The sequence below is a fragment of the Allobosea sp. BE125 genome (assembly GCF_031456075.1).
In the GTDB taxonomy this organism is placed as follows: domain Bacteria; phylum Pseudomonadota; class Alphaproteobacteria; order Rhizobiales; family Beijerinckiaceae; genus Allobosea.
The window spans coordinates 533,802-558,709 of the sequence record NZ_JAVDTY010000002.1 but is presented as its reverse complement, the minus strand read 5'-3'; the positions used below and the strand labels follow the sequence as shown (position 1 = coordinate 558,709).

Below are 24,908 nucleotides of genomic sequence, written 5' to 3'. Positions count from 1 at the left end.
GTCGGAGGTGTCCTACTCCGCCGCCTGCCGCGCGCCCTTCTTGATCGGCCGCCGCGCCAGCACCTCCTTCAGGAAGCGCGCGGTATGGCCCTTGCCGATCCGCACCACATCCTCCGGCGTGCCCTGGGCCACGACCTCGCCGCCGCCGTCGCCGCCTTCGGGGCCCATGTCGATGATCCAGTCGGCGGTCTTGATGACTTCGAGGTTGTGCTCGATCACCACCACGGAATTGCCCTGCTCGACCAGCTCGTGCAGCACCTCCATCAGCTTGGCGACATCGTGGAAGTGCAGGCCGGTGGTCGGCTCGTCCAGGATGTAGAGGGTGCGGCCGGTGGCGCGCTTGGAGAGCTCCTTCGAGAGCTTGACGCGCTGGGCCTCGCCGCCTGAGAGCGTCGTGGCCTGCTGGCCGACCTTGACATAGTCGAGCCCGACACGGTGCAGCGTCTCCATCTTCTCGCGGATCGAGGGCACGGCCTTGAACAGGATTTTTGCCTCCTCGACCGACATGTCGAGCACATCGGCGATCGACTTCTCGCGGTATTTCACCTCGAGCGTCTCGCGGTCGTAGCGCTTGCCCTTGCAGACATCGCAGGTGACGTAGACATCGGGCAGGAAGTGCATCTCGATCTTGATGACGCCGTCGCCCTGGCAGGCCTCGCAGCGGCCGCCCTTCACGTTGAATGAGAAGCGGCCGGGCTGATAGCCGCGCGCCTTCGCCTCGGGCAGGCCGGCGAACCATTCGCGGATCGGCGTGAAGGCGCCGGTATAGGTCGCCGGGTTGGAGCGCGGCGTGCGGCCGATCGGCGACTGGTCGATGTCGATGACCTTGTCGAGCAGCTCGATGCCCTCGATGCGCTCATGCGGGGCAGGGTGGTCGATCGCGCCGTTGAGCTTGCGCGCCACCGCCTTGTAGAGCGTGTCGATGACGAGCGTCGACTTGCCGCCGCCGGAGACGCCGGTGATGCAGGTGAACAGCCCGAGCGGGATCTCGACCGTGACATCCTTGAGGTTGTTGCCGCGCGCGCCGACAATCTTGAGCGAGCGGCCCTTCTGGGCCTTGCGGCGCTTGTCGGGCACCGCGACCGAGAGCTCGCCGGTGAGATATCGGCCGGTGAGCGAGTCCGGGTTGTCGAGAATGTCCTGCGGCGTGCCCTTGGCGACGATCTCGCCGCCATGGATGCCGGCGCCGGGTCCGACATCGACGACATAGTCGGCGGTCAGGATCGCGTCCTCGTCATGCTCGACGACGATGACGGTGTTGCCGAGGTCCCTGAGACGACGAAGCGTACCGAGCAGGCGCTCATTGTCGCGCTGATGCAGGCCGATCGAGGGCTCGTCCAGCACATAGAGCACGCCGGTGAGGCCGGAGCCGATCTGGCTGGCCAGCCGGATGCGCTGGCTCTCACCGCCCGAGAGCGTGCCGGAGCCGCGTGCGAGCGTCAGGTATTCGAGGCCGACATCGAGCAGGAAGGTCAGGCGGTCGCGGATCTCCTTGAGGATGCGCGGGGCGATCTCGTTCTGCTTCTTCGACAGGCGCGAGGGCAGGGCGCTGACCCATTCGAGCGCGTCCTTGACCGAAAGCCGCGAGATCTCGCCGATATGGCGCATGTCGATCTTCACCGCCAGCGCCTCGGGCTTGAGGCGGAAGCCGTCGCAGGCCTTGCACGGCGTCTCGGACATGAAGCGGCCGATCTCCTCGCGGGCCCAGTCCGACTCCGTCTCCTTCCAGCGCCGCTCCATATTGGTGATGACGCCCTCGAAGGGCTTCTTCACCTCATAGGCGCGCAGGCCGTCATTATAGGCGAAGCGCACGGGCTCGGTGCCGGTGCCGAACAGGATCGATGTCCTGGCTTTCTCCGGCAATTCGCTCCAGGGCTTCGTCATCGAGAAGCCGAAATGCTTGGCGAGCGAGTCGAGCGTCTGGCCGTAATAGGGCGAGGTCGACTTGGCCCAGGGCGCGATCGCCCCCTTCTTCAGGGAGAGCGCGTGATCGGGCACGATCATCTCGGGATCGATGCGCATCTCATGGCCGAGCCCGTCGCAGGCCGGGCAGGCGCCGAAGGGGTTGTTGAACGAGAACAGGCGCGGCTCGATCTCGGGGATGGTGAAGCCGGAGACCGGGCAGGCGAATTTCGAGGAGAAGGTGACGCGCCTGGCCTCGCCATTCTCGGCCTTCTCATCGGCATATTCGAAGACGGCGATGCCGTCGGCGAGCTCCAGCGCCTGCTCCAGCGAGTCGGCGAGGCGGGCGCCGAGATCGGGCCTGATCACGATGCGATCGACCACGACGTCGATGTCGTGCTTGAACTTCTTGTCGAGCGCGGGCGCGTCGGGGATCTCGAAGAACTCGCCATTGACCTTGACGCGCTGGAAGCCGCGCTTCAGCCACTCGGCCATCTCCTTGCGGTACTCGCCCTTGCGGCCGCGCACCACCGGTGCGAGCAGATAGCCGCGCGTCTTCTCCGGCAATTCGGTCAGGCGGTCGACCATCTGCTGCACGGTCTGGCTCTCGATCGGCAGGCCGGTCGCGGGCGAATAGGGAATGCCGGCCCGTGCCCAGAGCAGGCGCATATAGTCGTGGATCTCGGTGACGGTGCCGACCGTCGAGCGCGGGTTCTTCGAGGTCGTCTTCTGCTCGATCGAGATCGCCGGCGAGAGCCCGTCGATCTGGTCGACATCGGGCTTCTGCATCATCTCGAGGAACTGGCGGGCATAGGCCGAGAGGCTCTCGACATAGCGGCGCTGGCCCTCCGCATAGATCGTGTCGAAGGCGAGCGACGACTTGCCCGAGCCCGACAGTCCGGTGAAGACGACGAGCTTGTCGCGCGGAATCGCGAGGTCGACATTCTTGAGGTTATGCTCGCGCGCGCCGCGCACGGAAATCACGCGCGAATCGACCTTGCGGTTGGCGTCGAACATATCCTCAAGCGCAGCGGCCTGGTCGGCGAGGGAAGACTTGCGGGCCATGGGGGCGTCCGGTTCGGGTAAGCGGTAGAGATAGGGCAAATGCCGGGCCATACGAGCCCCTGCTTCGCGCGCCGGGCATGATTAGCATGCAAGGCCCTGTTCCGCAGCCGTTCTCCTGACAACAGCTGTCAGCAGCGCCGAGTCACCCCGCTACGACCTGGCCGGCCACTGCATGACTGAGGGTTCGGGCGATCGACTTTGCCGATCGGCGCGATCCGTAACGAGCCGTTAAGGAAATTGCCGCGTAGTCTCTGCTTCAGTATCCAACCGTCTGGCCGTCCTGTGACAGCCCTCATCGAAATCGTCAGGCATGAGATCGGCAAACGTCTGCCGATGTTCACACTCGATAGCAAGACACGGTCGCTCCTCCGGCGACTGAAACCGGTTGTCGAGAAGAATATCGAGAGGCTGTGTTACCTTGATTACGCACGGGCTCTGTCCGTCCATGCTGACAAGGCGGCGGATATTTCGACCAGAATGGACGAAATGGTTGCCTGTGCTTCGAGCCATTTCAGCGTGTTGTTCGCTGCGAATTTCGACGAGGAATACGTCGCGTCAGTCGTCAGGTTCCGCAATATCGAGATTGAATCCTCGCTCGGCGCCCGGTCGCGCCTGTCGATCGCGATGCGTCTGCTCGAGCCGATCGCGCTGGTGCTGGCCCGGAAAAACCGTTTCTCGCCGGCAGGAATGGCGCGCGACATGGAGATCGTCGGGCGGGTCTTCACGCTGGATATCAATACGACCATCGCCCTGGAGCAGCAGAAGCTTTCGGATGATAGCGCCGCGCGACAAATGCGCCTCGCTGAGGGCGCCGTCGATTTCCAGACGAAAATGCGCGAGCTGAATCAGGCCGTCTACGAGTCATCCGACCGTTTTCTCAAAAGCGCCGATCGCGCCTCGCAGATGAGCGAGGCTGCGGCCCACGAAACCACCGAGGTCAGCTCGGCGGCGCGCCGGACCCGGGAAAGCGCAGCCGTGACCGCCTCGGCGACGGAAGAGCTCTCGATGGCCGCCGCGGAGATCGGCAGCACGATGGAGCGGAACCGGGACATCGCCGTCCGTGGCGTCGCCGACGCGCTCAGGCTCTCCGCCAATGTCGAAAGCCTTGGCGCGGGTGCAAACCAGATCGGCTCCGTCGTCGGCATGATCGCGGCCATCGCGGCGCAAACCAATCTCCTGGCGCTCAATGCCGCCATCGAGGCCGCGCGGGCGGGTCCGGCAGGCCGCGGCTTTGCGGTGATCGCCGGCGAAGTGAAGGCCCTGGCCGGCCAGACGGAATTGGCGACCAGGGATATCTCCGCACAGATCACCGCTCTGCAGGCGATCGCAAACGGCTCCATCCTCGAGGTGAAATCGATCTCCGCGACAATTCGCGAGATGGAAACGGAGATGCGGTCGATCTCGGAACTGGCTTCAAAGCAGAGCGCTGCCACAGCGCTGATTTATGGCGATGCTGCGGAGGTCTCGACGATCGCGGAAGGAACCATGACGAGCGCCGGCATTGTCAAAAATGCGGTCGGCATCCTGCATGAGACGACCGGACAGGCGCGCGACCTGGCCAAGCAACTCAGGTCGACCTCTGTGGAGCTCGACAGCGATATCGGCGATTTCGTCGGCTGGCTGGCTGTCACCTAGCCTGCCGCTGCCACCTGACCGCTTGCTTCTGCTCGAGATCGACGCATGATCGCTGCGGCTGCGGGGGCAGCGATACGACAAGGCGATGAAGGCGAAGCCGCAACCGGATTTCCACGCATTGATGCGCCCGCCGCACCGGGCGAGCCTGCCGAGCGAACTTTCCGCCCGCTTGCGCCTGCTCGCGCAACAGGAGGAGACGCCGGCGGCGCGCAGCGAGATCGAGGCCGCGCTCGCCTGCCCGTGGTGGGGGCTGCGCGTGCTGGCGATCCGGGCGATCGGCCATTGGGCCGGCGGACAGGGCAAGGCGGCAGCCGGCAACCGCGCTTGGCTGGGCGAGCGCGCCCGCAGGCCTCTGCCTGATTTAAGAGCACTCTGGCGGCTGCCGCATGGCGATGCGCTGCGCTGGCAGGCGCTGGAGACCGAGACGGCGCGGCTGGCGTTGTCGCCGCATGTGACGGAACAGGATGCCGACTGGATCCTCGATCTCTGGTTCGCGGCCAGCCAGCGCTTCAACGGTCTCCATACGGCCTTGCTCTCGAAGCTGCCGCCCGGACCGATCGAGGCCCGGCTGCGGCGCGAGATCGATGCCGGCACTCCCGAAGGCTGCGAGGCGGCGTTGCAGCTCCTGACCAACCGCCAGCATCTCGCCGGTCGGCAGGAGGCTTTCGCGCGTCTGGCCGCCAGTCCCGACGCGGCGGTTGCCAAGCGCGCCCGTCGCCTGGCCGCGTTCGTCGCCGAACGCGATGCGGCTAGCGGCCTCAAGCCGGCGGCGGCCGGAAGCGCAGCCTGAGCAGGGCCGCCGCGATCAGCATGAGGACGGCGATGGCGATCGACAGATAGAGCGCTCCCGTCTCGCCGAAATGCCGGATGACGGAAGCGTAGACGACCGGCGCGGTGGCGGAGAGGAAGAAGCTCGGCGCGAGCAGCCTGCCGACGACGCTGCCATAGCTGCGGTGGTCGAAGAGCAGCAAGGGCAAGGTGCCGCGCGTGATCGTCAGGATGCCGTTGCCGGCGCCGTAGCAGAAGGCGAAGGCGAAGGCCGCGATGGCGGAGTGCCCGCTGGCGAGGCCCGCGACGAAGCAGAACGGCAGCAGCGCGCAGGCCATGAGATTGAGGGTCAATGGCTCGATCCGCCGGCCGAACAGGACCTCGCAGAGGCGCGCCAGCGACTGGCCGACGCCGCGCAGCGTGGCGATCCAGACCGAGACCGAGGCGGCGAGGCCCAGCCCAGCCAGGATGCCGATCATATGGGCGGACATGCCGGCATTGAGGAAATTGGCGAAGGTGGCGATCGCCGCATAGAGCGCACCGGCGATCGCGATGTCGCGCGGGCTGGAGGCGAGGGGGCGCTGCTCGGTCGTGGCGCCGCGCGGGACGGGGTTTTGGTAGCGGCGGTTCGGGATAGCCAGATAAAGCGGTGCGGAGAGCAGCGCGATGCCGGCATAGACCAGGAGCGCGCCGCGCCAGCCGAGATGCGCGGCAAGCGCGGCGCCAACAGGCCAGAACAGGGTGGAGGCGAGCCCACCGAGCAGCGTGATCTGCGCGATCGGGCCGCGCGCCTGCGGCCCGCCGATCCGGGCCAGCGCCGCGAAGGCGGCGTCATAGAGCGTCAGGCGCATCGCCAGGCCGAGGCAGATCCAGGCGGCGTAATAGGCTGGCACCGTCTCGGCGAAAGCGAGCCCGGCGCAGCCGGCGGCGTTGAGCAGCGTGCCCGCCATCATCACGGGCAGGCCGCCATGACGGTCGACCAGGCGTCCGACGACGGGCGAGGTCAGGCCCATCACCAACAGCGCGGCAGAAAAGCCGCCATAGACGACAGCGCCCGACCAGCCGAGATCCTTGGCGATCAATTCGCCGAAGCTGCCGATCAGATAGTAGGAGATGCCCCAGGAGATGAGCTGCGACAGGCCAAGGCAAAGGGTGGTCCGGCGCGGGATCAAGAGCTGGGTTCTAACCTGAAGCCGATCGCGGGAAGCGTGCTGTCGCCGGTGGCCAGGGGGCGCTGCATCAGGATGGTATCGACCCACTGGCCGAGTTTGAAGCCGACGGAGCGCAAGGTGCCGGCGGGCTCGAATCCGAAGCGCCGGTGCAGCGCGATCGAACCGGCATTGCCGCTATTGCCGATATTGGCGAGCATCTGCCGCCAGGGGCCGGCTTCGCAGCGGGCGATCAAGGCTGCGAGCAGCGCCGTGCCGATGCCGCGCCCACTGAGCCCGTCGTCGACATAGACGGAATCCTCAATGGTGTGCCGATAGGCCGCCCGGGGGCGATAGGCGGTAGCGTAGCAATAGCCGGCGACCCTGCCGTCGAGCTCGGCGACGAGATAGGGCAGGCCGAGCTCCAGCACGGCGGCGCGGCGCACCAGCAATTCGTCGATGCCGGGCGGCGTCTCCTCGAAGCTCGCCAGCCCGTGCAGGACGTGATGGGTATAGATTGCCAGCACGGCTGCCATGTCGGCCTCGACCGCATCCCGAACGAGGAGCGCCGGCCGGCTGGCCGCGGCTTCATGCAATTCCAGGTTTCTCACGGATTCTCCTCCGGCCGGGCGCGGCCGATCTTGTGGGGCAGGGCTGGCCTCAGGGGCTTGTCCAAGCGACCGGGTCACAGTGCCGGAGCGCGTTCGATAAAAGAAGCTTTTGCCAATTATGCAAAGCATGAGAAATTCTTTGGTAAGAGGAGCTCTTGGCAACGGAAGCCCTTGGGCATGCGCGACTTCAATCTCGACCAGCTTCAGACCTTCTGCGACGTCATCGCGCTCGGCAGTTTCACCGCTGCCGCCGACAAGCTGAATCTGAGCCAGCCGGCGGTGAGCCTGCAGATCCGCCAGCTCGAACGCCGTCTCGGCGTGGTGCTGATCGAACGCGTCGGACCCGGGCACGGCCCACTGCGGCTGGCGTCGAATTGCTCGGCCATGCCGGCCAGATCGAGGCCGTGGTGTCGGCTGCGCGCGACGGCATGGCCCGGCACGCCACAGGAGCGATGGGGCGGGTGCGGCTCGGCACCGGCGCGACCGCATGCACCTTCCTGCTGCCGCCGATCCTGCGCGAACTGCGCCGGCGCTTCCCCACGCTCGAGATCACGGTCAGCACCGGCAATACCTCGGACATGGTCAAGGCGATCGACGAGAATCTGCTCGATGTCGGCCTGCTCTCGCTGCCGGTCTCCGGCCGCATCCTCGAGATCACGCCGGTCCTGGAGGACGAATTCGTCGTGATCGCGCCGCCCGAGATGCGCCTGCCCGCGCGCGTCACGGCGGCAGTGCTGTCGGGCCTGCCGGTGCTGCTCTACGAACCCGGCGGCAATACGAGGCGGATCGCCGATGAATGGTTCGCGCGGGGCGGCGTAGCCTTGAAGCCGGTGATGTCGCTGGGCAGCGTCGAGGCGATCAAGGAGATGGTCGGCGCGGGGCTCGGCTGTGCCGTGCTGCCGGGGATGGCCGTGAGCAAGGACAAGAACCGGGAGAGCTTCGTGACGCGCCCGCTCTCGCCGCGATTGCATCGCATGCTCGCGGTGGTGATCCGCCGCGACAAGCTCTTGCATCGCGGCCTCAGGGAGACGGTCAAGGCGCTGAAGTCGCTGTCGGAGGGGGCTCAAGGCGTCGAGGGAGGGCTCGCGGGCGAAGGGCGGGAAACCTCCTGAGCCCTCATCCTGAGGGCCGGCCGATAACGATGCCGCTGTTTTCAAAAGCTTGAACGCCAAGGAAAAACGCGCCGTCATCCCGGACGCAGCGAAGCGGAGATCCGGGATCCATGCCGGAGCCTAACCAGGCAACGCTCCGGCATGGATCCCGGGTCTCCTTGCAGTCGCCCGGGATGACGACGCGTTTCAAGACGAAATTCCAACCCGACTGAAATCCTTGCTCACATGATCGGCCAGCCTCTGAGCTGCGCTCAGCAGGAGCGCGTCTTGAAGGATGCTCCAGGAGGCTCCCGTGCCTGCTGGAGCATCCTTCGAGACGCCGCTTCGCGGCTCCTCAGGATGAGGGCTGAAGCTTCCAAAGCGGTTCGAGGGGGGAGCCGACTGCCGATCGCGTCAACCGCGGAATCTGCGCTCTTCGCAGCGCTCTCTTGCGGTTGCGGCGCTTGTATGCGGAAAGTCGCCGATCGTCTGAAGCCGGTTTGTTTCCCATGAGGCTAGATCCAGTTCGGCACGCGGAGTTCGTGACCGGCCGCAGGCAGTCGGCACTCGTCGACCTGTGGTCGAAGACGGGGTTTGCCGCGGCGCTGAGCGAGGTCACGGGCCCGCATCTCTATGATTATGGCGAGCTGCCCGTCGCGACCGTCGCGATCACCCTCTATGATGTGCGCCGTCATGTGCTGATCGAGGACGGCCGGGTCCGTCGTGATGGCCGCGTTGCGGCCGGGCGCTTCCGCATCGGGCAGCCGGGACGCAAAGTCTTCGTCGACGCCGTTCCCGATGTCCCATCCGGAAAGCTGCTGCTGCTTTATCTGGGCGATGCGTTGCTCCGGGATGTCGGGGCCGGCCAGGGCAGGTCGACGCCGATCGAATTGATGGACCGGGCCTGGGACGTCGACGACCCGTTTCTGTCCCTGGCCGCGCAGCGGCTGGTCGAGGCCAGTGAAGCCGCCCATTCCGGCCAATCGCTGCTGGCCGAGCAGCTCGCCTATACGCTGGCGCTGCATCTGTCGGACCGTTACGCCGCCCCGAGCAGCGCATCAGGCGAGCACCCCCGCGATCTCGACGCTGGCATGCGTGCGCGGATCGCGGATTTCGTCCGCGCCGATCCGGGGCGGGACATCACGCTCTCCGACATGGCGAAACTCTCAGGCCTCAGCCCCTCCGCCTTCATCCGCAGCTTCAAGCGCTCCACCGGCCAGACGCCGCATCGCTTCGTCGTCGAGCAACGGGTCGAGGCGGCCGGAGATCTTCTCTGCGAATCCGGGATGACGATCGCCGAGATCGCGCTCGCCGTCGGCTTCTCCTCGCAATCCCATCTCGGGACGGCGTTCCGGACGATCACTGGCTTGAGCCCGGCGCGCTTTCGGCGCCTCAAGCGCGGCGAAGAGTGATTTTCTGACAGAATCGCCGGTTTCCGCGCGCCGCGCGCCTGTTTTCCGGCAGACATTCCCGGCGGCATCGCAACATCGTCCCGCTTCAGCGCTCGCCCGACCGAAGGCGAGGCAAGGGAGGCAAGAATGTCGACGACGCCAACAACGATCGTTCCGATCGAGGATACGAGCCTGACCGGCTTCTACAAGGACATGACCGTCCCGGAGAAGCGCACCTTCTGGGCCTGCGCCACCGGCTGGGCCCTCGATGGCATGGATTTCATGATCTACCCGCTGGTGATCGGCACGATCATCCAGCTCTGGAACGTCGATCCCGGTACTGCTGGCCTCGCCGGCACGGTGACCTTGCTGGCCTCGGCGCTCGGTGGCTGGGGCGCGGGCTATCTCGCTGACAGGATCGGCCGGGTGCGGACGCTCCAGCTCACGATCATCTGGTTCTCGTTTTTCTCGCTGCTATGCGCCTTCGCGCAGAATTTCGACCAGCTCCTGATCTGCCGCGCCTTGCTCGGCCTGGGCTTCGGCGGCGAATGGGCGGCCGGCGCCGTGCTGATGGGCGAGACCATCCGGGCGCAGTATCGCGGCCGCGCCGTGGGTTCCGTGCAATCGGGCTGGGCTGTCGGCTGGGGCCTCGCCGTGCTGGCGCAGGCTGCCCTGTTCTCCTACCTGCCGCCCGAACAGGCCTGGCGCTGGATGTTCGCGATCGGTGCGCTGCCGGCGCTGCTGGTGCTCTATCTGCGCGCCTATGTGAAGGAGCCCGAGGTCGCGGCGGAAACGCGCGCCAAGGTCGCCGCCAAGGGGGAGAGCCCCTCCATCCTCGAAATCTTCCAGGGCCCGATCCTGAAGGTCACGGTCCTCGCCTCCCTTGTCTCGATGGGCTGCCAGGGCGGCTATTACGCGATCACCTTCTGGGTGCCGCGCTTCCTGACGACCGAGCGCAAGCTCTCGATCGTCAGCTCGACCGGCTATCTCGCGGCGCTGATCGTCGGCTCCTTCGCCGGTTATCTCGTCGGGGCCTGGTATGCCGACAGGTTCGGCCGCAGGAACCTCTTCCTTGTCTTCTCGCTCGGCGCGATCGCGGTCGTCGCGGCCTATACGCAATTGCCGCTCTCGAACGAGGTGCTGTGGGTGCTCGGCTTCCCGCTCGGCTTCTTCGCCTCCGGCTATTTCTCCGGCATGGGCGCGTTCCTGACCGAGCTCTATCCCACAAGGCTGCGCGGCTCGGGGCAGGGCTTCTGCTATAATTTCGGGCGCGGCATGGGGGCGCTTTTCCCCTTTCTCGTCGGTTATCTCTCGCAGACCACGACGCTCGCCAATGCGATCTGCATCTTCGCCGTCATCGCCTATGTGGTGTTCTTCGCGGCGGCCTATGCTTTGCCCGAAACCCGCGGCAAGGTGCTCCATGCCGATGCGTGAGGCTGGCACCAATCAGGATCGGGCTCCGGCATGTCCGGGCCCCGATCCTCGCCCGCATGGGCCGACGCGTTATCGCGTGCCGCCAGGCGCGGTCGACAGCCACGCCCATGTCATCGGCCTGCCGCCAGCCTATCCCTTCGTGGACAGCCGCAGCTACACCCCGCCGGAGGCGACAGTGGACCGCTATCTTGCCATGCTCGACGCCACCGGCATGAGCTATGGCGTGCTGGTCCAGGTCAGCGTGCATGGCACCGACAACCGATTGACGCTCGAGACCCTGAAGGCCCATCGCGACAGGCTGCGCGGCATCGCCGTCATCCCGCTCGGCCTGCGGGACCGCGATCTCGCGGAGCTGAAGGAGGCCGGCATCGTCGGCCTCCGGCTCAACATCCTCTATGGCGGCGGCATCGGCTTCGAGCAGCTCGACGCCTATGCGGCGCTCGCCCGCGAGATGGGCTGGCATCTGCAATTCCTGATCGATGCGCGCGATCTCGTCCCGCTCGCGCCGAGGCTGGGGACATTGCCGGTGCCCTTCGTGGTCGACCATTGGGGCCATTTCCCGGTCTCGCGCGGCCTCGACGATCCGGGTTTCCAGACGCTGCTCTCGCTCCTGCGCGATGGCGGCTGGGTCAAGCTCTCGGGCGCCTATCGCAACACCCTCGAGGGGCCGCCCTATGCGGACACCATTCCCTTCGCCCGGCTGCTGCACGAGGCGGCGCCCGAGCGCTGCGTCTGGGGCTCGGACTGGCCCCATGTCGCGCATTGGCAAGCGATGATGAATGTCGGCGACCTTCTCGACCTCCTGGCCGAGTGGGTGCCGGACGAGGCGGCGCGCAAGCGCGTCTTCGTCGACAATGCGCACAGGCTCTATGGCTTTGAGGGCGTCGTCCCGGCCGGGTCTGCCGGGGGCTGAGCCGCCAGGCCAGATCGTTCGCCGCAGGGCTTGATCGTCATTGCGAGGAGCGTGAGCGACGAAGCAATCCAGGAAGGCTCGCTCGACGGCCCCTGGATTGCTTCGCTGCGCTCGCAATGACGGGGCAACGCGAATGGAAACCGCTCCAACAGGAGCAAAACCCCGTTCAGCGCACGCCTTCCGCCAGGAACGCCACCGCCGCCGCGACGCCGCCGCTGCCATGGGGGATGCCCTTGGCCTGTAGCGTCATCTCGACGGCGCCGAGCGCGCCCAGCACCATCGGCGCGTTGACATGGCCCATATGGGCGATGCGGAAGGCTTTTCCGGTCAGGTCGCCGATGCCGAGACCCAGCGTCACGCCGCAGACGTCGCGGGCATGGTCGGTGATCGTCGCGGCCTCGACACCTTGCGTCAGGATCGTCGTGACCGAGGGCGCGCGCTGCGCGGGTTCCGGGATGTTGAAGGCCAGCGCCTGACCCTCGATCCATTTCGACACTGCCGCATGGGTCGCGCCGGCGAGCAATTCATGGCGCTTCCAGACCGCCTCCAGCCCCTCGCTCAGGATCATGTCGAGCGCGGCGCGCTGGCCGAAGAGCAGGTGCTCCGGCGCCGTGCCGCAATGTTTCATATAGGCCAGCGTGTTCATGCGGGAGGACCAGTCCCAGTAGAGCGTCTTCATCGTCGCGCTCTGATGGGCCTGCATCGCCTTCTCATTGGCGGCGACGAAGGCGAGGCCGGGCGAGGACATCAGCCCCTTCTGCGAGGCCGACATGGCAACGTCGATGCCCCAGGCATCCATCTCGAAGGGCATGCAGCCGACCGAGGCGACGCCGTCGACCATGAACAAGGCCGGGTGGCCGGCGGCATCCAGCGCCTTGCGCACCGCAGGCACGTCGTTGACGACGCCCGAGGCGGTGTCGATCTGGACCATCAGCACGGCCTTGATCTCGTGCTTCGTGTCCTGCCGCAGACGTTCCTCGACGGCGGCGGGATCGACCGCGCGGCGCCAGGTGCCGGCGAGGACCTCGACATCGGCGCCCATGAAGCGCGCCATCTCGCCCCAGCCGACGGCGAAGCGCCCGCTCGCCAGCACCAGCACCTTGTCGCCGCGCGAGAGCACATTGGTCAGGGCTGCTTCCCAGCCGCCATGGCCGTTGGCGGTGTAGACGAAGGTTTCGCCGGTGGTGCGGAAGATCTTCTTGAGGTCGTCGAGCACCGTTTCTGTGAGGTTGACGATCGTCGTCGAGCTGAGCTCCTCGGCCGGGCGCATCATCGCCTGGAGAACCCGGTCGGGAATATTGGTCGGGCCTGGAGTCGCCAGGAAAGCCCGGCCGTTTGCGACGCTCATCTCGAAATCCCCAATATCTTGCCCGGCTGTCCTGGCGCGCAGGGCCGATGATTGGCGATGGCCTTAGAGCAGGATGCGAAAAAGGGGAAACCGGTTTTTTGCATCGATTTGCTCTCTTTTTGTGATGAGAGCCGGATTGCGCGCGGACGCAACAGCGCAATTGTTCGCGTCACGCAGGGCTGGAATGCCGGGTTGGCAGGGGCGCCGCTCTCATCAAAGAGCGAGGGCAGGATCGCCCCACATTTTTGAAGCCTGCTCGTGAGCCGGTGAGGATGCATGGAGGCAAGGACACCGGCTGTTGCTGCGTGTTGCAAATGCAACAGGGGGTAACAATTGGCTATCCCAAGATGAGGGTGCCCGGGGGGTCGCGGCGGTTTGTGTCCGATTGTCATAAAACTCATGTCTGGGCTCGGTCTTGTGCCGGACTGACCTATCGGAATTTCCGGTCAGGTTCGTCCCGAAGAGCCGCGCTGTTTGCTCGTCCGAAGAGCCGCTCTCTCAATTCGATCTGGAGCCTCTGTGATGAGTTCTGCCGCGATCCGTGCTGCTCGCGATGCGAGCCTTGCCCTGACATCGCGTCGCCGCATGCTGTTGTGCAGCACGGCGCTGGTCGCGGCTGCGCTGGCGATGTTCGAGGCCCCGGCGGCGATAGCCCAGACCTTCACGGTCACCACGGGGACGACCGACAACACCGCCAAGACGCTGAACGGGACGCAGACCGGAACCGTCGAGGCCGGCGGCACCCTGAGCACCTCGGGCGCGACCGTGGCGGTGACCTGGAACAACACCGTCTCTCCCAATGTGATCCTGACCAATTGGGGCACCATCGAGCAGACCGGCACCGGGCGTGCCTTCGATTCCTCGGGCGGCACCCTGACGCCGCGCAACCTCACCTTCATCAACGAGGCGGGCGCGACCCTGCGCTCAAGCCAGAACGACGCCTTCCGCATCAACACGGCGGTGACCGGCAGCACCATCGTGATCGACAATGCCGGGCTGATCCAGGCGGGTGGGACCGGCTATGCCGGGCTCGGGCAGGCGCTCGATTTGCGCGCGATCACCGCGATCTCGGGCAACAGCATCAGCATCGTCAACCGCACGACCGGCATCATCGAATCCTTGACCGATGACGCGGTCAGGCCGGGCCAGGCGACCTCGATCAGCAACTCCGGGATCATCCGCAGCTTCGGGGCCAATACCTCCGGCGGCGCCAACGGCACGGCTGACGGCATCGATGCGGGCGGGCGCACCGGGATCGTGGTCACCAACACCAGCACCGGGCTGATCTCGGGCGCGCGCCACGGCATCACCGCCGACACCGACATCACGGTGGTCAACCTGGCCGGGGGCACGATCATCGGGCGCAATGGTTCCGGCGTCGGCTCGGACGGCACTGGCACGGTGACGAATTACGGCACCATCACCGGGGCCTATGCCGGGGCCGGCAATATCTTCAACTCGGATGGCACCGCCTCGTTGAACGGCGATGGCGACGGCGTCGATATCGACCTGATCGGCACGGTCCGCAATTTCGGCATCATCCAGGGCACCGGCGCCGGCGGCGTCGATTCCGGCGGCCGCACCAACGGCTCCGAAGGCATCGCCATGGGCGGGGGCCTGATCGAGAACGCCTATGGTGCGCTGATCTCCGGCGCGAGCAGAGGCATCCTCATCGATGACGGCGCCAATGGCTCGGCCTATGGCGCGATCACGATCAACAATGCCGGCACGATCCAGGGCCTTGCCGGCTCGGGCGTGACGATCGTCGGCAATTTCGCCAATTCGGTCACCAATTCCGGCCTGATCTCGGGGACGGGTTCGGAGCCGGCACTGTTCTTCAACGGCAATGGCAACAACATTGTCGTCAATTCCGGGACGATCTCGGCGAGCGGCACCGGCCCCGCCATCCAGTTCGGCGACGGCAACAACAGCCTGACCAGCTCGGGCAAGATCACGGCCGCGAGCGCGGCCGGCACGGCGGTCCTGTTCGGCAACGGCAACAACAGCGTCACCATCCAGGGCGGCAGCATCACCGGCAATCTGACGGCCGGCAGCGGCAGCAACACGCTGAACTTCGCGCTGGGCCAGGCCGGGGTTTTCACCCTCGACGGCAATATCAGCGGGTTCGCGACGACAACGATCCAGTCGGGCGCGGTGCATATCAACGGCACGATCAGCGGCTCGTCGGGCCTGACCGTCGGCGCGGGTGGCATTCTCGGCGGCAACTCGACCTTGCCGAGCGTCACCATCGCCAGCGGCGGCACGATCTCGCCCGGCAACTCCATCGGCACCATCACGATCAATGGCAACCTGACGCTGAGCGCCGGCTCGACCACCGTGATGGAAATCCAGGGCGCGGCCGCCGACCGCATCAACGTGACCGGAACCGCCGCGCTTGCCGGCACGCTGCGGCTCGTGCCGCTGGCCGGCCCTTATGCCTTCAGGACGAATTATACGCTGATCTCGGCGCACGGCGGCCGCTCCGGCAGTTTCACCACGGTGGACACGCAAGGCTCGTTTGGCCCGGCGATCCGGACGAACGTGACCTATACCGGCACGGATGTACTGCTGAGCCTCGACCCGAACGCTATTCTCTCGGTGGTTGGGCCTACGCCGCTCAGTCGCAACGCGCTTGGCGTCGCGGCGGCTTTTGACCGGGCCGTCGCCGGCGGGGCCGACCCGTCGGCCTATTTCAACCTCTACTACACCCAGGCCGGCGCCCTTCCGGGGGCGTTGAATTCGCTGTCGGGCGAGGTCCACACCAGCGCCAATACAATGGCTGTGCAGGCGTCCGGCCAGTTCCTGGGCATGATGCTCGATCCCTTCGCCAATGGCCGCGACGCCACGCTGGTCTCGGCCGCCGAGGCCGGGCTCGGCGCGGCCGCCTTCTCCGCCAGCCGCAGCGCAGTCGAGCTGCCAAGCGGCAAGGGGCCGCGGCCCGCCCTCGGCGAGGTGCCCAGGACCTATCGCGTCTGGGGCGCGGTGGCTGGCGGCTCAGCCCGCCTCGATGGCGAGTCTGTCGCGGGCTCGTCCCGCAACAAGACCTCCGACGGGCATGTCGCTGTCGGCGTCGATGTCGCCATCCTGCCCGGCACGATCGCGGGCATCGCCGTCTCGGGCGGCCAGTCGGATGCGACGCTCAGTAACGGCATGGGTTCGGCCACGGCCGATGTCTATCAAGCCGGCCTCTACGGCATGACCCGGTTCGGGGCGTTCAGCCTCAATGCGTCGGGCGCCTATTCGTCATTGCAGGTCGAGACCAAGCGGGCGGTGCCGGTGCTCGGCGTCAACTCGGTCAAGGGCTCGTACCGGGCGGAAGGCTGGAGCGGGCGGCTGGAAGCGGCCTGGGCCGCCGCGACCTTCGCCGGCGTCACCCTGTCGCCCATCGCCGCCGTCCAGGCGCAGAGCGTCAGGACGCCGGGCTTCACCGAGACGAACGGCTTCACCGGGGCGGCCTTCGGCGTCACCTCGCTCGGGCGCAGCAACAGCACGGTGCGTAGCGAACTGGGCGCGAAGCTCGGCATCGACGCCGTGCTGGCGGGCGCGCAGGTCAATCTCTACGCCAAGGCTGCCTGGGCGCATTATTACGTACGCGATGCGGGTTTCTCGGCTGGTCTCGTCGGCCTGAGTGGCGCGAGCTTCGTCACCGAGGGGGCAAAGCCCGCACGCGACGCGGCGCTGCTCAGCGTCGGCGCGGATGTGAAGCTCAGCTCGCAGATGAGCCTGGGCGCGCGCCTCGACAGCGAATTATCGTCGAGCACGACCAGCTATGCCGGCTCGCTCAGGCTGCGCTACGCCTTCTGAAATCCGGGACCGCGGCCGGGCCGGTCACGTGACCGGCCCGGCCGTGCAGCCTCAGTTGCTGATCTTCGGCAGGCGGCCGATGATCTTCTGACGGCCATCGACGACCTCGGCGAGGAAGCTCTCGCGCTGGACGTCGCCATTTTTGTCGAAGGTGGTCTCCATCAGGATGCCGGGCTCGTCGGCGGGCGTGATGGTGGCGCCGTGCAGTGTCGCGGCGAGCTTGGTCGGCTCGAACTTGCCTTGTTTCTCCGTCGCCCATTTCACGGCATGGACGGCCATATAGCCCTTGATACCGTTATGGTCGGGCAGGAAGTTGAAGCGTGCCTGGAAGCGCTTGCCGAATTCCTGCAGGGCCGGGATGGGGGCGTCGATCGTCTGGCCGACATGGCCGCGCACGCCCTCCGCCGCCTTGCCGGCGAGCTCGATCACCTTGGAGCTCAGGATCGTGGTCTCGCCGATGATCGGCTTGCCGACCTTCTGGTCGTTCAGGGCGACGAGCAGGCGGGCGCTCTCCTCCTCGTTCAGATAGACGAAGACGGCGTCGGCCTGGACGTTCTTGATCTTGATCGCGTCATTGGTGAAATCGGCCTGGCCCTGCTCGGTCGAGAGGTCGACGGCGACCTTGATGTCGCGGCTCGCGAGCTCCTTGACGATGGCGTCGTGGCCGCCCTTGCCGAAGTCGTTGTTGACCCAGACCACGGCGACCGATCTCACCTTGACCACGTCCTTGAGATAGGCCGCGATCTTGGGCATCGCCGCCGTCTGGCTGAGCGAGGTGCGGAAGATGAAGGGGTTGCCCTGCTGGGTGTAGGCCGAGCCGTCGCCGGCCGCGAGCTGGGCGATCTCGGCGCGCTGCGCCACCTGCATCGAGGCCAGGATCGAGCCGGTATAGACCGGGCCGAGCACGGCATGGGTGCCCTCGTCGATCGCGCGCTGCACGGCGGCGCGCGCATTGGCCGGATTGGTTTGGGTGTCGTAGGCGACGAAGTCGATCTTGCGGCCGAGAATGCCGCCCTTGGCGTTGATCTCCTCGACGGCGAGCTCGATCCCGCTCTTCCAGTTGACGCCGGCCGTGGCGCCGGGGCCGGAGAGCTCGGCGATGGTGACGAGCTTGACCTTGTCCTGGGCGAGCGCCGGCGACGCGGCGACGAGCACAGCGGCCAATGCGACTGCCTTCAGCATGAACTTCATCGGATCCTCCCGAGATCACAGCGGCCTTGAACGGCTCTGGTCATGATCATAATCTGTACCACACTGTATGCAAGATGGATTCGCGTAAGGTTGGTCTGGCGGGTGGCGGCCAGGATCGTCAGGCGGAGGGGCGGGGTAGGGTGATGCGCTGGGGAAGGGGGGCGCATGGCTGATCGAGACTGCCGTGTTCGGGGCCCGTTCGGAAATTCTAGCCCTCATCCTGAGGAGCAGCCTTCAGGCTGCGTCTCGAAGGATGATCCAGCTCGTACGGGAGCCTCCTGGAGCATCCTTCGAGACGCCACTTCGTGGCTCCTCAGGATGACGGCTCAGGAGGTTTCCTATTAGTGGCTCAGCCGGCGCTCGCGCGACGCAGGACATCGCCATAGGCGTCCCGGGCGCGCAGGATGTGCTGGCGCAGGAGGCCATCGAGATCCGCCAGGCGGCCATTGGCGAAGGCCTCGACCATCAGGCGGTGTTCGCTCATGGAACGGGCCTGCTCGCCCTCCAGCGGCACCGAGAGATGCGTGCGCAGCGCCGCGACCCGGCCCGAAACGCTGCGATAGGCATTGCCGAGATAGCGGTTGCCGCAATGCAGGAAGAAGACCTCGTGGAAGCCGGTATCGGCGCGGGCATAGTCATGGCGCGTGCCGCTGGCCTGGGCCGCATCCATCGCCGCGATCGCACTCGTCATGCCGTCCAGCGTCGCCACCCGCGCCGTAGCCAGGCATTCGCGCAGCGCGTTGCTCTCCAGCATGAAGCGGAAGGTGCAGAGCTCGGCGACGTCCTCGGCCGTCGGTGCAAAGACGAAGGTGCCCTTCTTCGGCACGATGGTGACGAGCCCCTGGAGCTGGAGGCGGGCCAAGGCCTCGCGCACCGGCGTGCGGCTGACGCCGAGCGCGCTGCTCAGCGCATCCTCCGAGAGCGCCTCGCCGAAACGCATCTCGGCGTCGATGATCGCCTTGCGCAGGCGTTCCTCGACGATGGTGACCAGCGATTTCGGCTGCTGGACCTTGAAACGCCTGATCGCCTTCATGCTCGTCACGTTTCGGCCCTCCGCGATTCGACGCCGGTATCAGGCATAATGCTCGCGGCCGAGAAAGGCTTCATAGCTCGGCAGGTCGAGCATGTCGGCCTCCAGGCCGCGCGTGGTGCCGCTGCGCTTCAATTCGCGGGCGAAGGCCATCATCATATGGGCGTATGCGAGGGTGGACGAGACGGGATAGCTGAGCAGTTTGAATCCAATGCGGCCGAACTCTTCGGCGTTAAGTGAAGGCACGCGGCCTTCGACATAGTTGAACATCAAGGGTGCCTCGATCTCGCGCAGGGCCTGGCGCATCTCGTCCTCGGATTGCAGCATCTCCAGCAGCACGAGATCGGCGCCGGCCTGCGCATAAGCCTTTCCGCGCGCGATCGCCTCGTCGAGGCCCAGCGGCAGGCGCGCATCCGAGCGGCCTATGATCAGGAAATCGGGATCGCGCCGCGTCGCGACCGCGATGCGGATTTTTTCGGCGTGCTCCTCGCGCGAGACCAGGGCAAGGCCGGCCATGGCGCCGCAGCGCTTGGGCGTGACCTGGTCCTCGAGATGGATCGCGGCGACGCCGGCGGCCTCGTATTCGGTGACCGTGCGGGCGACGTTGTTGAGGTTGCCATAGCCGGTGTCAGCGTCGGCGATGACCGGAACGGGAACGGCGGCGGCCAAGGCGCGGCCGCGCGCCACCATCTCGGTCATGGTCAGGAGGCCGATATCGGGCGCGCCGATCAGGCTGGCGGAGAGGCCGTTGCCGGTCATGTAGACCGCCTCGAAGCCGGCCTGCGCGATGGCCCGCGCGCCGATCGCATCATGGCAGCCGGGGGCGACGACGAGGCCGGGCTGGCGCAGCCTGTCGGCGAGGGAATGGCGAGGGCTCACGGCAATCTCCGTCCTGTATGCAAGATACAGAGCCTTGCACGAGACGGGCTAGTATGCCAGTCCTCGGTGATGCCGGGACGGGTTGCAGCCGCACCTGCCCGCGCCGTTTCGACCGGAGACGCCGCCGTGACAGCCGCTCTGCCAGCCTCGCGCTCCCTTGATACGGCTCCCGCGGCGGGCGGTCTCGCCCCGGCCCTGGCGGAGGCGCTGCACGCGCTGCTCGGCTCCCGCTTCTCAACCTCTCTGGCCGAGCGCGAGCATCATGGCCGCGGCGAATCCTACCATGCCAGCCGCCCGCCAGACGCCGTCTGCAGGGCAGAGTCGACCGAGGAGGTCGCGGCGGTCGTGCGGCTCTGCGCGCAGCACGAGACCCCTGTGATCGCCTTCGGTGCGGGCACCTCGCTGGAGGGCCATATCGCGGCCTTGCAGGGCGGGGTGAGCCTCGATCTCTCCGGCATGACGCGCATCCTGGCGATCCGGCCGGAGGATTTCGACGCGACGGTCGAGGCCGGCGTCACCCGCCAGCAGCTCGATGCGGCACTGCGCGACGTCGGGCTGTTCTTCCCGGTCGATCCGGGCGCCGAATGCACGCTGGGCGGCATGGCGGCGACGCGCGCCTCGGGCACCAATGCGGTGCGCTACGGCACGATGCGCGAGAATGTGGTGACGCTCACCGTGGTGATGGCCGATGGGCGCATCATCAAGACCGGCGGGCGGGCGCGCAAATCCTCGGCCGGCTACGATCTGACCCGGTTGTTCGTCGGTTCGGAGGGAACGCTCGGCATCATCACCGAGGTGACGCTGCGCCTGCACCCGCTGCCCGAGGCCGTCTCGGCGCTGGTCTGCTCCTTCGCCACAGTGGCTGATGCGGTCGAGGCCGTGACGGCGGTGATCCAATGCGCCGTGCCGGTGGCGCGGGTGGAACTGGCCGATGCGCGGGCGATCGCGGCGGTGAACCGGCATTCGAAGCTGGAGCTTGCGGAGACGCCGACCCTGTTCTTCGAGCTGCATGGCAGCCCCGCCGAGGTCGAGCAGCAGGCCAGGACGGTGGAGGGGATCGTCGGCGAACATGGCGCGACGAATCTCGCCTGGGCGACCGATCCCGACGAGCGACGCCGGCTCTGGCGCGCCCGGCACAACATCCATTACGCGCTGCAGGCGATGCGCCCGGATGCGCGGATCTGGAGCACCGATGTCTGCGTGCCGATCTCGCAGCTCGCGCCCTGCCTTGCGGCGACGCAGGATGACATCAAGGCGGCGAGTTTCTATATCGGCACGGTCGGCCATGTCGGTGACGGCAATTTCCATCTCGGCCTGGTGATCGACCCGAATTCGCCGGCCGAGCTGGCTGAGGCGAAACGCTTGAACGAGCGCCTGATCGAGCGCGCCATCGCCTGTGACGGCACCTGCACGGGCGAGCACGGCATCGGCTATGGCAAGGCGCAGTTCATGGAGCGCGAGCATGGCGAGGCGGTCGACGTGATGCGCGCGATCAAGCAGGCGCTCGACCCGCTCGGCATCCTCAACCCTGGCAAAGTCCTGCCTGGCAAAGTCCTGCCTGGTAAGGTCCCGCCCGCCAAGGTTTTGCCCGACGCGATCCTGCCGGAGGCGGCCGTGCCACGAGGCTGATCGCGGCGGCTGCGAGCCCCTAGCAAAATCGAATCACGAATTCCGGGGACAACCCTAGTGAAAGCCCTTGAACAAAACAAGAACATCGTTGATAGTGGCGTCACGGATCGGTAGGGTCCGGCTCCGGTCGATGGCCGGTTTCGATGTGCGCAGGAAATGGAGCCTCTCATGGCTGGTAGCGTCAACAAGGTCATTCTGGTCGGCAATCTCGGGCGCGATCCCGAGGTGCGGCGTCTCGGCAGCGGCGAGCCCGTGGTCAATCTGCGGATCGCGACCTCCGAAACCTGGCGCGACAAGCAGTCGGGCGAGAAGAAGGAGCGCACCGAGTGGCACTCGGTGGTGATCTTCAACGAGAACCTCGCCAAGGTCGCCGAGCAATATCTGAAGAAGGGCTCGAAGATCTATATCGAGGGCCAGCTCCAGACCCGCAAATGGCAGGATCAGTCGGGTGTCGAGAAATACACCACCGAGATCGTGCTGCAGCGCTTCCGTGGCGAACTGACCATCCTCGACAGCCGGGGGCAGGGCGGTTCGGACGAATATGGCGAAGGCGGCGGCGCAATGGAGGATCGCTCGGGCGGCGGCAGCTCCTTTGGCCGGTCGAGCCCGATGGGCGGCGGCACTGCACCGCGCCAGCCCGCCATGGCGGGCGGCGGTGGCGGCCGTTCATCCTCGACCCATCTCGACGACGATATTCCGTTCTAGCAAATACCTATGACGATTATGTAGGGAATAAGGCACTAAGGCGTTGTTTTACAACGCCTTTTTGCTTTTCTGCCAACGTCTGTCGGTTAGAGCATTTCCGAGTCGCGGAAATGCTCTGGATTCTTGTTTTAACGCGTTTCTTCACGCGAACCGGTGTCCACTTCGCTCGAAAACGCTCTAGTGCCGGTTCACGGCGCGCAGCGGGATCATGGCGCGCTTGAAGTTTGCTTCGCCGGTTGGGAGCTTTGCATAGGCGAGGCCGTGACTTCGGGCAGCACATCGACGTCTCCGAGGCCATGATCCACGTCGCAATGGTCAGCCTCGTCGTGTCAGCCAATGAGCTCAATCTCAAACGGACTCTGAGGCGGCCGAGGCGCCTCGCCGTCAGCGAAAGGCGCTCGGAGGCAGCGGCGGCGCCTCATTGAGCAGCGTGATCGCCACCCGTCGGTTCGGCGAGAGGTAAGGATTGTCGGGGAAGACCGGCTCGGTGTCGGCGCGTCCCACCACGGAGGTGAAGCGGTCGTGGGGGAGCCCGGCAACCGACAGGATCTCGCGCACGGCGAGCGCACGCCCGGCGGTAAGGCTCCATGGATCGACGCCCCGCTCCGAGCCCGGGCGCGCCGCGGCCGTGTGGCCGGTGACAGACAGGCGGTTGGGCAGCCGGCGCAGGGTGGGCGCGATCGCCGCCAGCACGCGACGGGTGCGCTCGTGGGGTTGGACCGAGCCCTCGGCGAACATGGAGCGGCCGTCCTGGTCCATGAGGGAAACGTTCACCCCGTCCTTGGTCGGCTCGATCATGATGTTGCGCGAGAGCTCGGCAATTTCGGGCATGTTCTGGAGCGCCTGCCGGAGGCTGGTCATGGCGCTTTGGTTGTCCTGCACGCTGGTGGCAGGGCGGTTGACCTCGCGGTCGCTGGTGCGGCCCGGGTCGGCCCGACGCGTTCCGTCCTCCTTGGTGGGGCCCATCGTCGCGTCGCGAGGCGCCGACGACTTGCTGCCTGACGTGTCTAGGGCGGTGCCCCACAGCATGCCGCCAGCGCCACTGGTGCTAGGACTCACAGCCGTCGGCGCGAAGTACTCCGCCAGGCCGATCTTCTGCTCCTGCGTCGTCATGCTAATCAGCCACATCAGCAGAAAGAACGCCATCATGGCGGTCACGAAGTCCGCATAGGCGATCTTCCAGGCCCCGCCATGGTGCGCATGAGCGGCCTTCTTGACCTTCTTGATGATAATCGTCTGGGTGGGGTTGGTCATCGAGTCCCTGCTGGAGATTGGGTCAGATCTAGGCGGGCAGACCGGCGGTTGCCGCTTCCACTTCGCTGAAGCTCGGGCGGACGTCGCTAAACAGAGCCTTGCGGGCAAATTCTACCGCCATCACCGGCGGCTGGCCGCCGATATGGGCGAGGAGACCCGCCTTGAGTGAAAGGTAGTATTTGGATTCCGCCTCGAAGAGGCTCCTAAGCGACTGCGCCATGGGTCCGAAGAAGCCGTAGGCGACGAAGACGCCGAAGAAGGTGCCTACGAGCGCGCCGCCGATCAGATGTCCCAGCACCTCCGGCGGCTCTTTGATCGCCCCCATCGTCTTGATCACGCCGAGCACGGCGGCGACGATGCCGAGCGCCGGTGTTCCGTCGGCGAGCGACTGCATGGCCGCAACGAGACGCTCCTGCTCCTGGTGGTGCGTCGCCAGTTCCTCGTCCATGAGAGCGTCTATCTCGTGGACGTTGTTGGCGCCCTGCGTCAACATGCGCATGTAGTCGCAGACGAACTCGACCGCATGATGGTTCGCTGCAAAAGTCGGGAAGGCGTTGAACAGCGTCGACTCGCTCGGATTTTCAATGTGCTGCTCGACCGCGAGCATGCCCTTCTGCCTTACGAGCTTGTACAAGGAATACTGCATCCCCAGCAGTTCGACATAGCTTTCCTGCGTGTATTTGGGGCCCTTCACGAGCGTGCCGAGCATGCCGGGCACGGCCTTGAGCACCGGCCCGGTGTTGCCGATGACGAAGGCGCCCATCGCTGCACCGAGGATGATGACAAACTCGAATGGCTGCCAAAGGACCTCGAGGTGGCCACCCATAGCCGCGTAGCTGCCGAAGACGCAGGCGAAGACGATGATTGCGCCGACGATGAGCCGCATGATTTGCTATCCTTGCGCCGCAGCAAATACAGCCCGCGCGAAGCCACTACTGGTCCGACGAAATGACCGATCAAGGTTAAGGGCGAGTTTAGAGTCACGGGGCCACAGCATTGTAAGCGTCTTTCTCAGGCCGCGGCTTTGAGGTTGGGGCGGCAGAGCAGGCCCAGGGGAAGAAATAGGCGAACAACGAGTCTCCCCCCTATCCTGGTGATCGGCGTCCAAGA

General features: G+C 66.2%; 18 protein-coding genes and 1 pseudogene. 10 read left to right on the top strand and 9 right to left on the bottom strand.

Annotated elements, in window-relative coordinates; genetic code table 11:
* Positions 1-12: 12 nt before the first annotated feature.
* Positions 13-2,967 (bottom strand): excinuclease ABC subunit UvrA, encoded by a 2,955-nt coding sequence (uvrA, locus tag J2Y55_RS07895; RefSeq protein WP_404978848.1) that lies wholly within the window; start codon positions 2,965-2,967, stop codon positions 13-15.
* A 282-nt stretch (positions 2,968-3,249) separates the two neighbouring features.
* Between uvrA and J2Y55_RS07890 the strand changes: the two genes are divergently transcribed.
* Together J2Y55_RS07890 and J2Y55_RS07885 are read left to right on the top strand one after the other, a co-directional pair.
* Complete coding sequence (locus J2Y55_RS07890) at positions 3,250-4,602, top strand: methyl-accepting chemotaxis protein (RefSeq protein WP_310150254.1); 1,353 nt, start codon at positions 3,250-3,252, stop codon at positions 4,600-4,602.
* An 85-nt stretch (positions 4,603-4,687) separates the two neighbouring features.
* Positions 4,688-5,392 carry a hypothetical protein gene (locus J2Y55_RS07885; protein WP_310150251.1) on the top strand — a complete coding sequence of 235 codons (705 nt, stop codon included), beginning with the start codon at positions 4,688-4,690 and terminating at the stop codon, positions 5,390-5,392.
* Here J2Y55_RS07885 and J2Y55_RS07880 read toward each other — a convergent pair.
* Positions 5,361-6,542 (bottom strand): MFS transporter, encoded by a 1,182-nt coding sequence (locus J2Y55_RS07880; protein WP_310150245.1) that lies wholly within the window; start codon positions 6,540-6,542, stop codon positions 5,361-5,363. The genes J2Y55_RS07885 and J2Y55_RS07880 overlap by 32 nt on opposite strands.
* Positions 6,539-7,129, bottom strand: coding sequence for a GNAT family N-acetyltransferase (locus J2Y55_RS07875; protein WP_310150243.1), 591 nt, complete (start codon positions 7,127-7,129; stop codon positions 6,539-6,541). The genes J2Y55_RS07880 and J2Y55_RS07875 overlap by 4 nt, the downstream gene beginning before the upstream one ends.
* On the opposite strand from J2Y55_RS07875, the pseudogene J2Y55_RS07870 reads away from it, so the two are divergent.
* The 5 genes and pseudogenes from J2Y55_RS07870 to J2Y55_RS07850 all read left to right on the top strand — a co-directional run.
* A pseudogene (locus tag J2Y55_RS07870) lies at positions 7,025-7,417 on the top strand (LysR family transcriptional regulator); the annotation flags it as partial. The gene J2Y55_RS07875 and the pseudogene J2Y55_RS07870 sit on opposite strands and share 105 nt — an antisense overlap.
* 86 nt (positions 7,418-7,503) lie before the next feature.
* Positions 7,504-8,241, top strand: a complete 738-nt coding sequence (locus J2Y55_RS07865) for a LysR family transcriptional regulator substrate-binding protein (protein ID WP_310150239.1) — start codon at positions 7,504-7,506, stop codon at positions 8,239-8,241.
* Positions 8,242-8,762: 521 nt separating this feature from the next.
* Positions 8,763-9,632, top strand: coding sequence for a helix-turn-helix domain-containing protein (locus tag J2Y55_RS07860; protein WP_310150236.1), 870 nt, complete (start codon positions 8,763-8,765; stop codon positions 9,630-9,632).
* Between the two features lie 126 nt (positions 9,633-9,758).
* Complete coding sequence (locus J2Y55_RS07855; RefSeq protein WP_310150233.1) at positions 9,759-11,045, top strand: MFS transporter; 1,287 nt, start codon at positions 9,759-9,761, stop codon at positions 11,043-11,045.
* Positions 11,038-11,958 carry an amidohydrolase family protein gene (locus J2Y55_RS07850; protein ID WP_310150229.1) on the top strand — a complete coding sequence of 307 codons (921 nt, stop codon included), beginning with the start codon at positions 11,038-11,040 and terminating at the stop codon, positions 11,956-11,958. The genes J2Y55_RS07855 and J2Y55_RS07850 overlap by 8 nt, the downstream gene beginning before the upstream one ends.
* 166 nt (positions 11,959-12,124) lie before the next feature.
* On the opposite strand, the gene J2Y55_RS07845 is transcribed toward J2Y55_RS07850, so the two are convergent.
* The gene (locus J2Y55_RS07845) at positions 12,125-13,306 is read right to left on the bottom strand and encodes a pyridoxal-phosphate-dependent aminotransferase family protein (RefSeq protein WP_310150227.1); all 1,182 of its coding nucleotides are present in this window, start codon (positions 13,304-13,306) and stop codon (positions 12,125-12,127) included.
* A 522-nt stretch (positions 13,307-13,828) separates the two neighbouring features.
* On the opposite strand from J2Y55_RS07845, the gene J2Y55_RS07840 reads away from it, so the two are divergent.
* The gene (locus J2Y55_RS07840; protein ID WP_310150224.1) at positions 13,829-17,110 is read left to right on the top strand and encodes an autotransporter outer membrane beta-barrel domain-containing protein; all 3,282 of its coding nucleotides are present in this window, start codon (positions 13,829-13,831) and stop codon (positions 17,108-17,110) included.
* A gap of 51 nt (positions 17,111-17,161) precedes the next feature.
* On the opposite strand, the gene J2Y55_RS07835 is transcribed toward J2Y55_RS07840, so the two are convergent.
* The 3 genes from J2Y55_RS07835 to J2Y55_RS07825 form a co-directional block, all read right to left on the bottom strand.
* Entirely contained in the window at positions 17,162-18,301 is a 1,140-nt protein-coding gene (locus tag J2Y55_RS07835; protein WP_310150221.1) for an ABC transporter substrate-binding protein, read from the bottom strand.
* Positions 18,302-18,650: 349 nt separating this feature from the next.
* On the bottom strand, positions 18,651-19,334 hold the full coding sequence (locus tag J2Y55_RS07830) for a GntR family transcriptional regulator (RefSeq protein WP_310150687.1): 684 nt from the start codon (positions 19,332-19,334) through the stop codon (positions 18,651-18,653).
* Between the two features lie 39 nt (positions 19,335-19,373).
* A complete protein-coding gene (locus J2Y55_RS07825; RefSeq protein WP_310150217.1) occupies positions 19,374-20,210 on the bottom strand; it encodes an isocitrate lyase/PEP mutase family protein in 837 nt (278 codons plus the stop codon).
* A 69-nt stretch (positions 20,211-20,279) separates the two neighbouring features.
* On the opposite strand from J2Y55_RS07825, the gene J2Y55_RS07820 reads away from it, so the two are divergent.
* Together J2Y55_RS07820 and ssb are read left to right on the top strand one after the other, a co-directional pair.
* Positions 20,280-21,839, top strand: a complete 1,560-nt coding sequence (locus tag J2Y55_RS07820; protein WP_404978846.1) for an FAD-binding oxidoreductase — start codon at positions 20,280-20,282, stop codon at positions 21,837-21,839.
* Between the two features lie 168 nt (positions 21,840-22,007).
* Positions 22,008-22,544, top strand: a complete 537-nt coding sequence (gene ssb / locus J2Y55_RS07815) for a single-stranded DNA-binding protein (RefSeq protein WP_310150211.1) — start codon at positions 22,008-22,010, stop codon at positions 22,542-22,544.
* A gap of 384 nt (positions 22,545-22,928) precedes the next feature.
* Here ssb and J2Y55_RS07810 read toward each other — a convergent pair whose 3' ends face one another.
* Together J2Y55_RS07810 and motA are read right to left on the bottom strand one after the other, a co-directional pair.
* A complete protein-coding gene (locus J2Y55_RS07810) occupies positions 22,929-23,798 on the bottom strand; it encodes a flagellar motor protein MotB (RefSeq protein WP_310150208.1) in 870 nt (289 codons plus the stop codon).
* Positions 23,799-23,826: 28 nt separating this feature from the next.
* Entirely contained in the window at positions 23,827-24,684 is an 858-nt protein-coding gene (gene motA / locus J2Y55_RS07805; protein WP_310150205.1) for a flagellar motor stator protein MotA, read from the bottom strand.
* Positions 24,685-24,908 lie beyond the last annotated feature (224 nt).

Excerpts from the sequence above, each read along its gene's own strand:
- uvrA (WP_404978848.1), bottom strand. The coding sequence starts at position 2,967 with ATGGCCCGCAAGTCTTCCCTCGCCGACCAGGCCGCTGCGCTTGAGGAT.
- J2Y55_RS07885 (WP_310150251.1), top strand. The coding sequence starts at position 4,688 with ATGAAGGCGAAGCCGCAACCGGATTTCCACGCATTGATGCGCCCGCCG.
- J2Y55_RS07855 (WP_310150233.1), top strand. The coding sequence starts at position 9,759 with ATGTCGACGACGCCAACAACGATCGTTCCGATCGAGGATACGAGCCTG.
- J2Y55_RS07850 (WP_310150229.1), top strand. The coding sequence starts at position 11,038 with ATGCGTGAGGCTGGCACCAATCAGGATCGGGCTCCGGCATGTCCGGGC.
- J2Y55_RS07845 (WP_310150227.1), bottom strand. The coding sequence starts at position 13,306 with ATGAGCGTCGCAAACGGCCGGGCTTTCCTGGCGACTCCAGGCCCGACC.
- J2Y55_RS07840 (WP_310150224.1), top strand. The coding sequence starts at position 13,829 with ATGAGTTCTGCCGCGATCCGTGCTGCTCGCGATGCGAGCCTTGCCCTG.
- J2Y55_RS07835 (WP_310150221.1), bottom strand. The coding sequence starts at position 18,301 with ATGAAGTTCATGCTGAAGGCAGTCGCATTGGCCGCTGTGCTCGTCGCC.
- J2Y55_RS07830 (WP_310150687.1), bottom strand. The coding sequence starts at position 19,334 with ATGAAGGCGATCAGGCGTTTCAAGGTCCAGCAGCCGAAATCGCTGGTC.
- J2Y55_RS07820 (WP_404978846.1), top strand. The coding sequence starts at position 20,280 with ATGCCGGGACGGGTTGCAGCCGCACCTGCCCGCGCCGTTTCGACCGGA.
- ssb (WP_310150211.1), top strand. The coding sequence starts at position 22,008 with ATGGCTGGTAGCGTCAACAAGGTCATTCTGGTCGGCAATCTCGGGCGC.
- J2Y55_RS07810 (WP_310150208.1), bottom strand. The coding sequence starts at position 23,798 with ATGACCAACCCCACCCAGACGATTATCATCAAGAAGGTCAAGAAGGCC.
- motA (WP_310150205.1), bottom strand. The coding sequence starts at position 24,684 with ATGCGGCTCATCGTCGGCGCAATCATCGTCTTCGCCTGCGTCTTCGGC.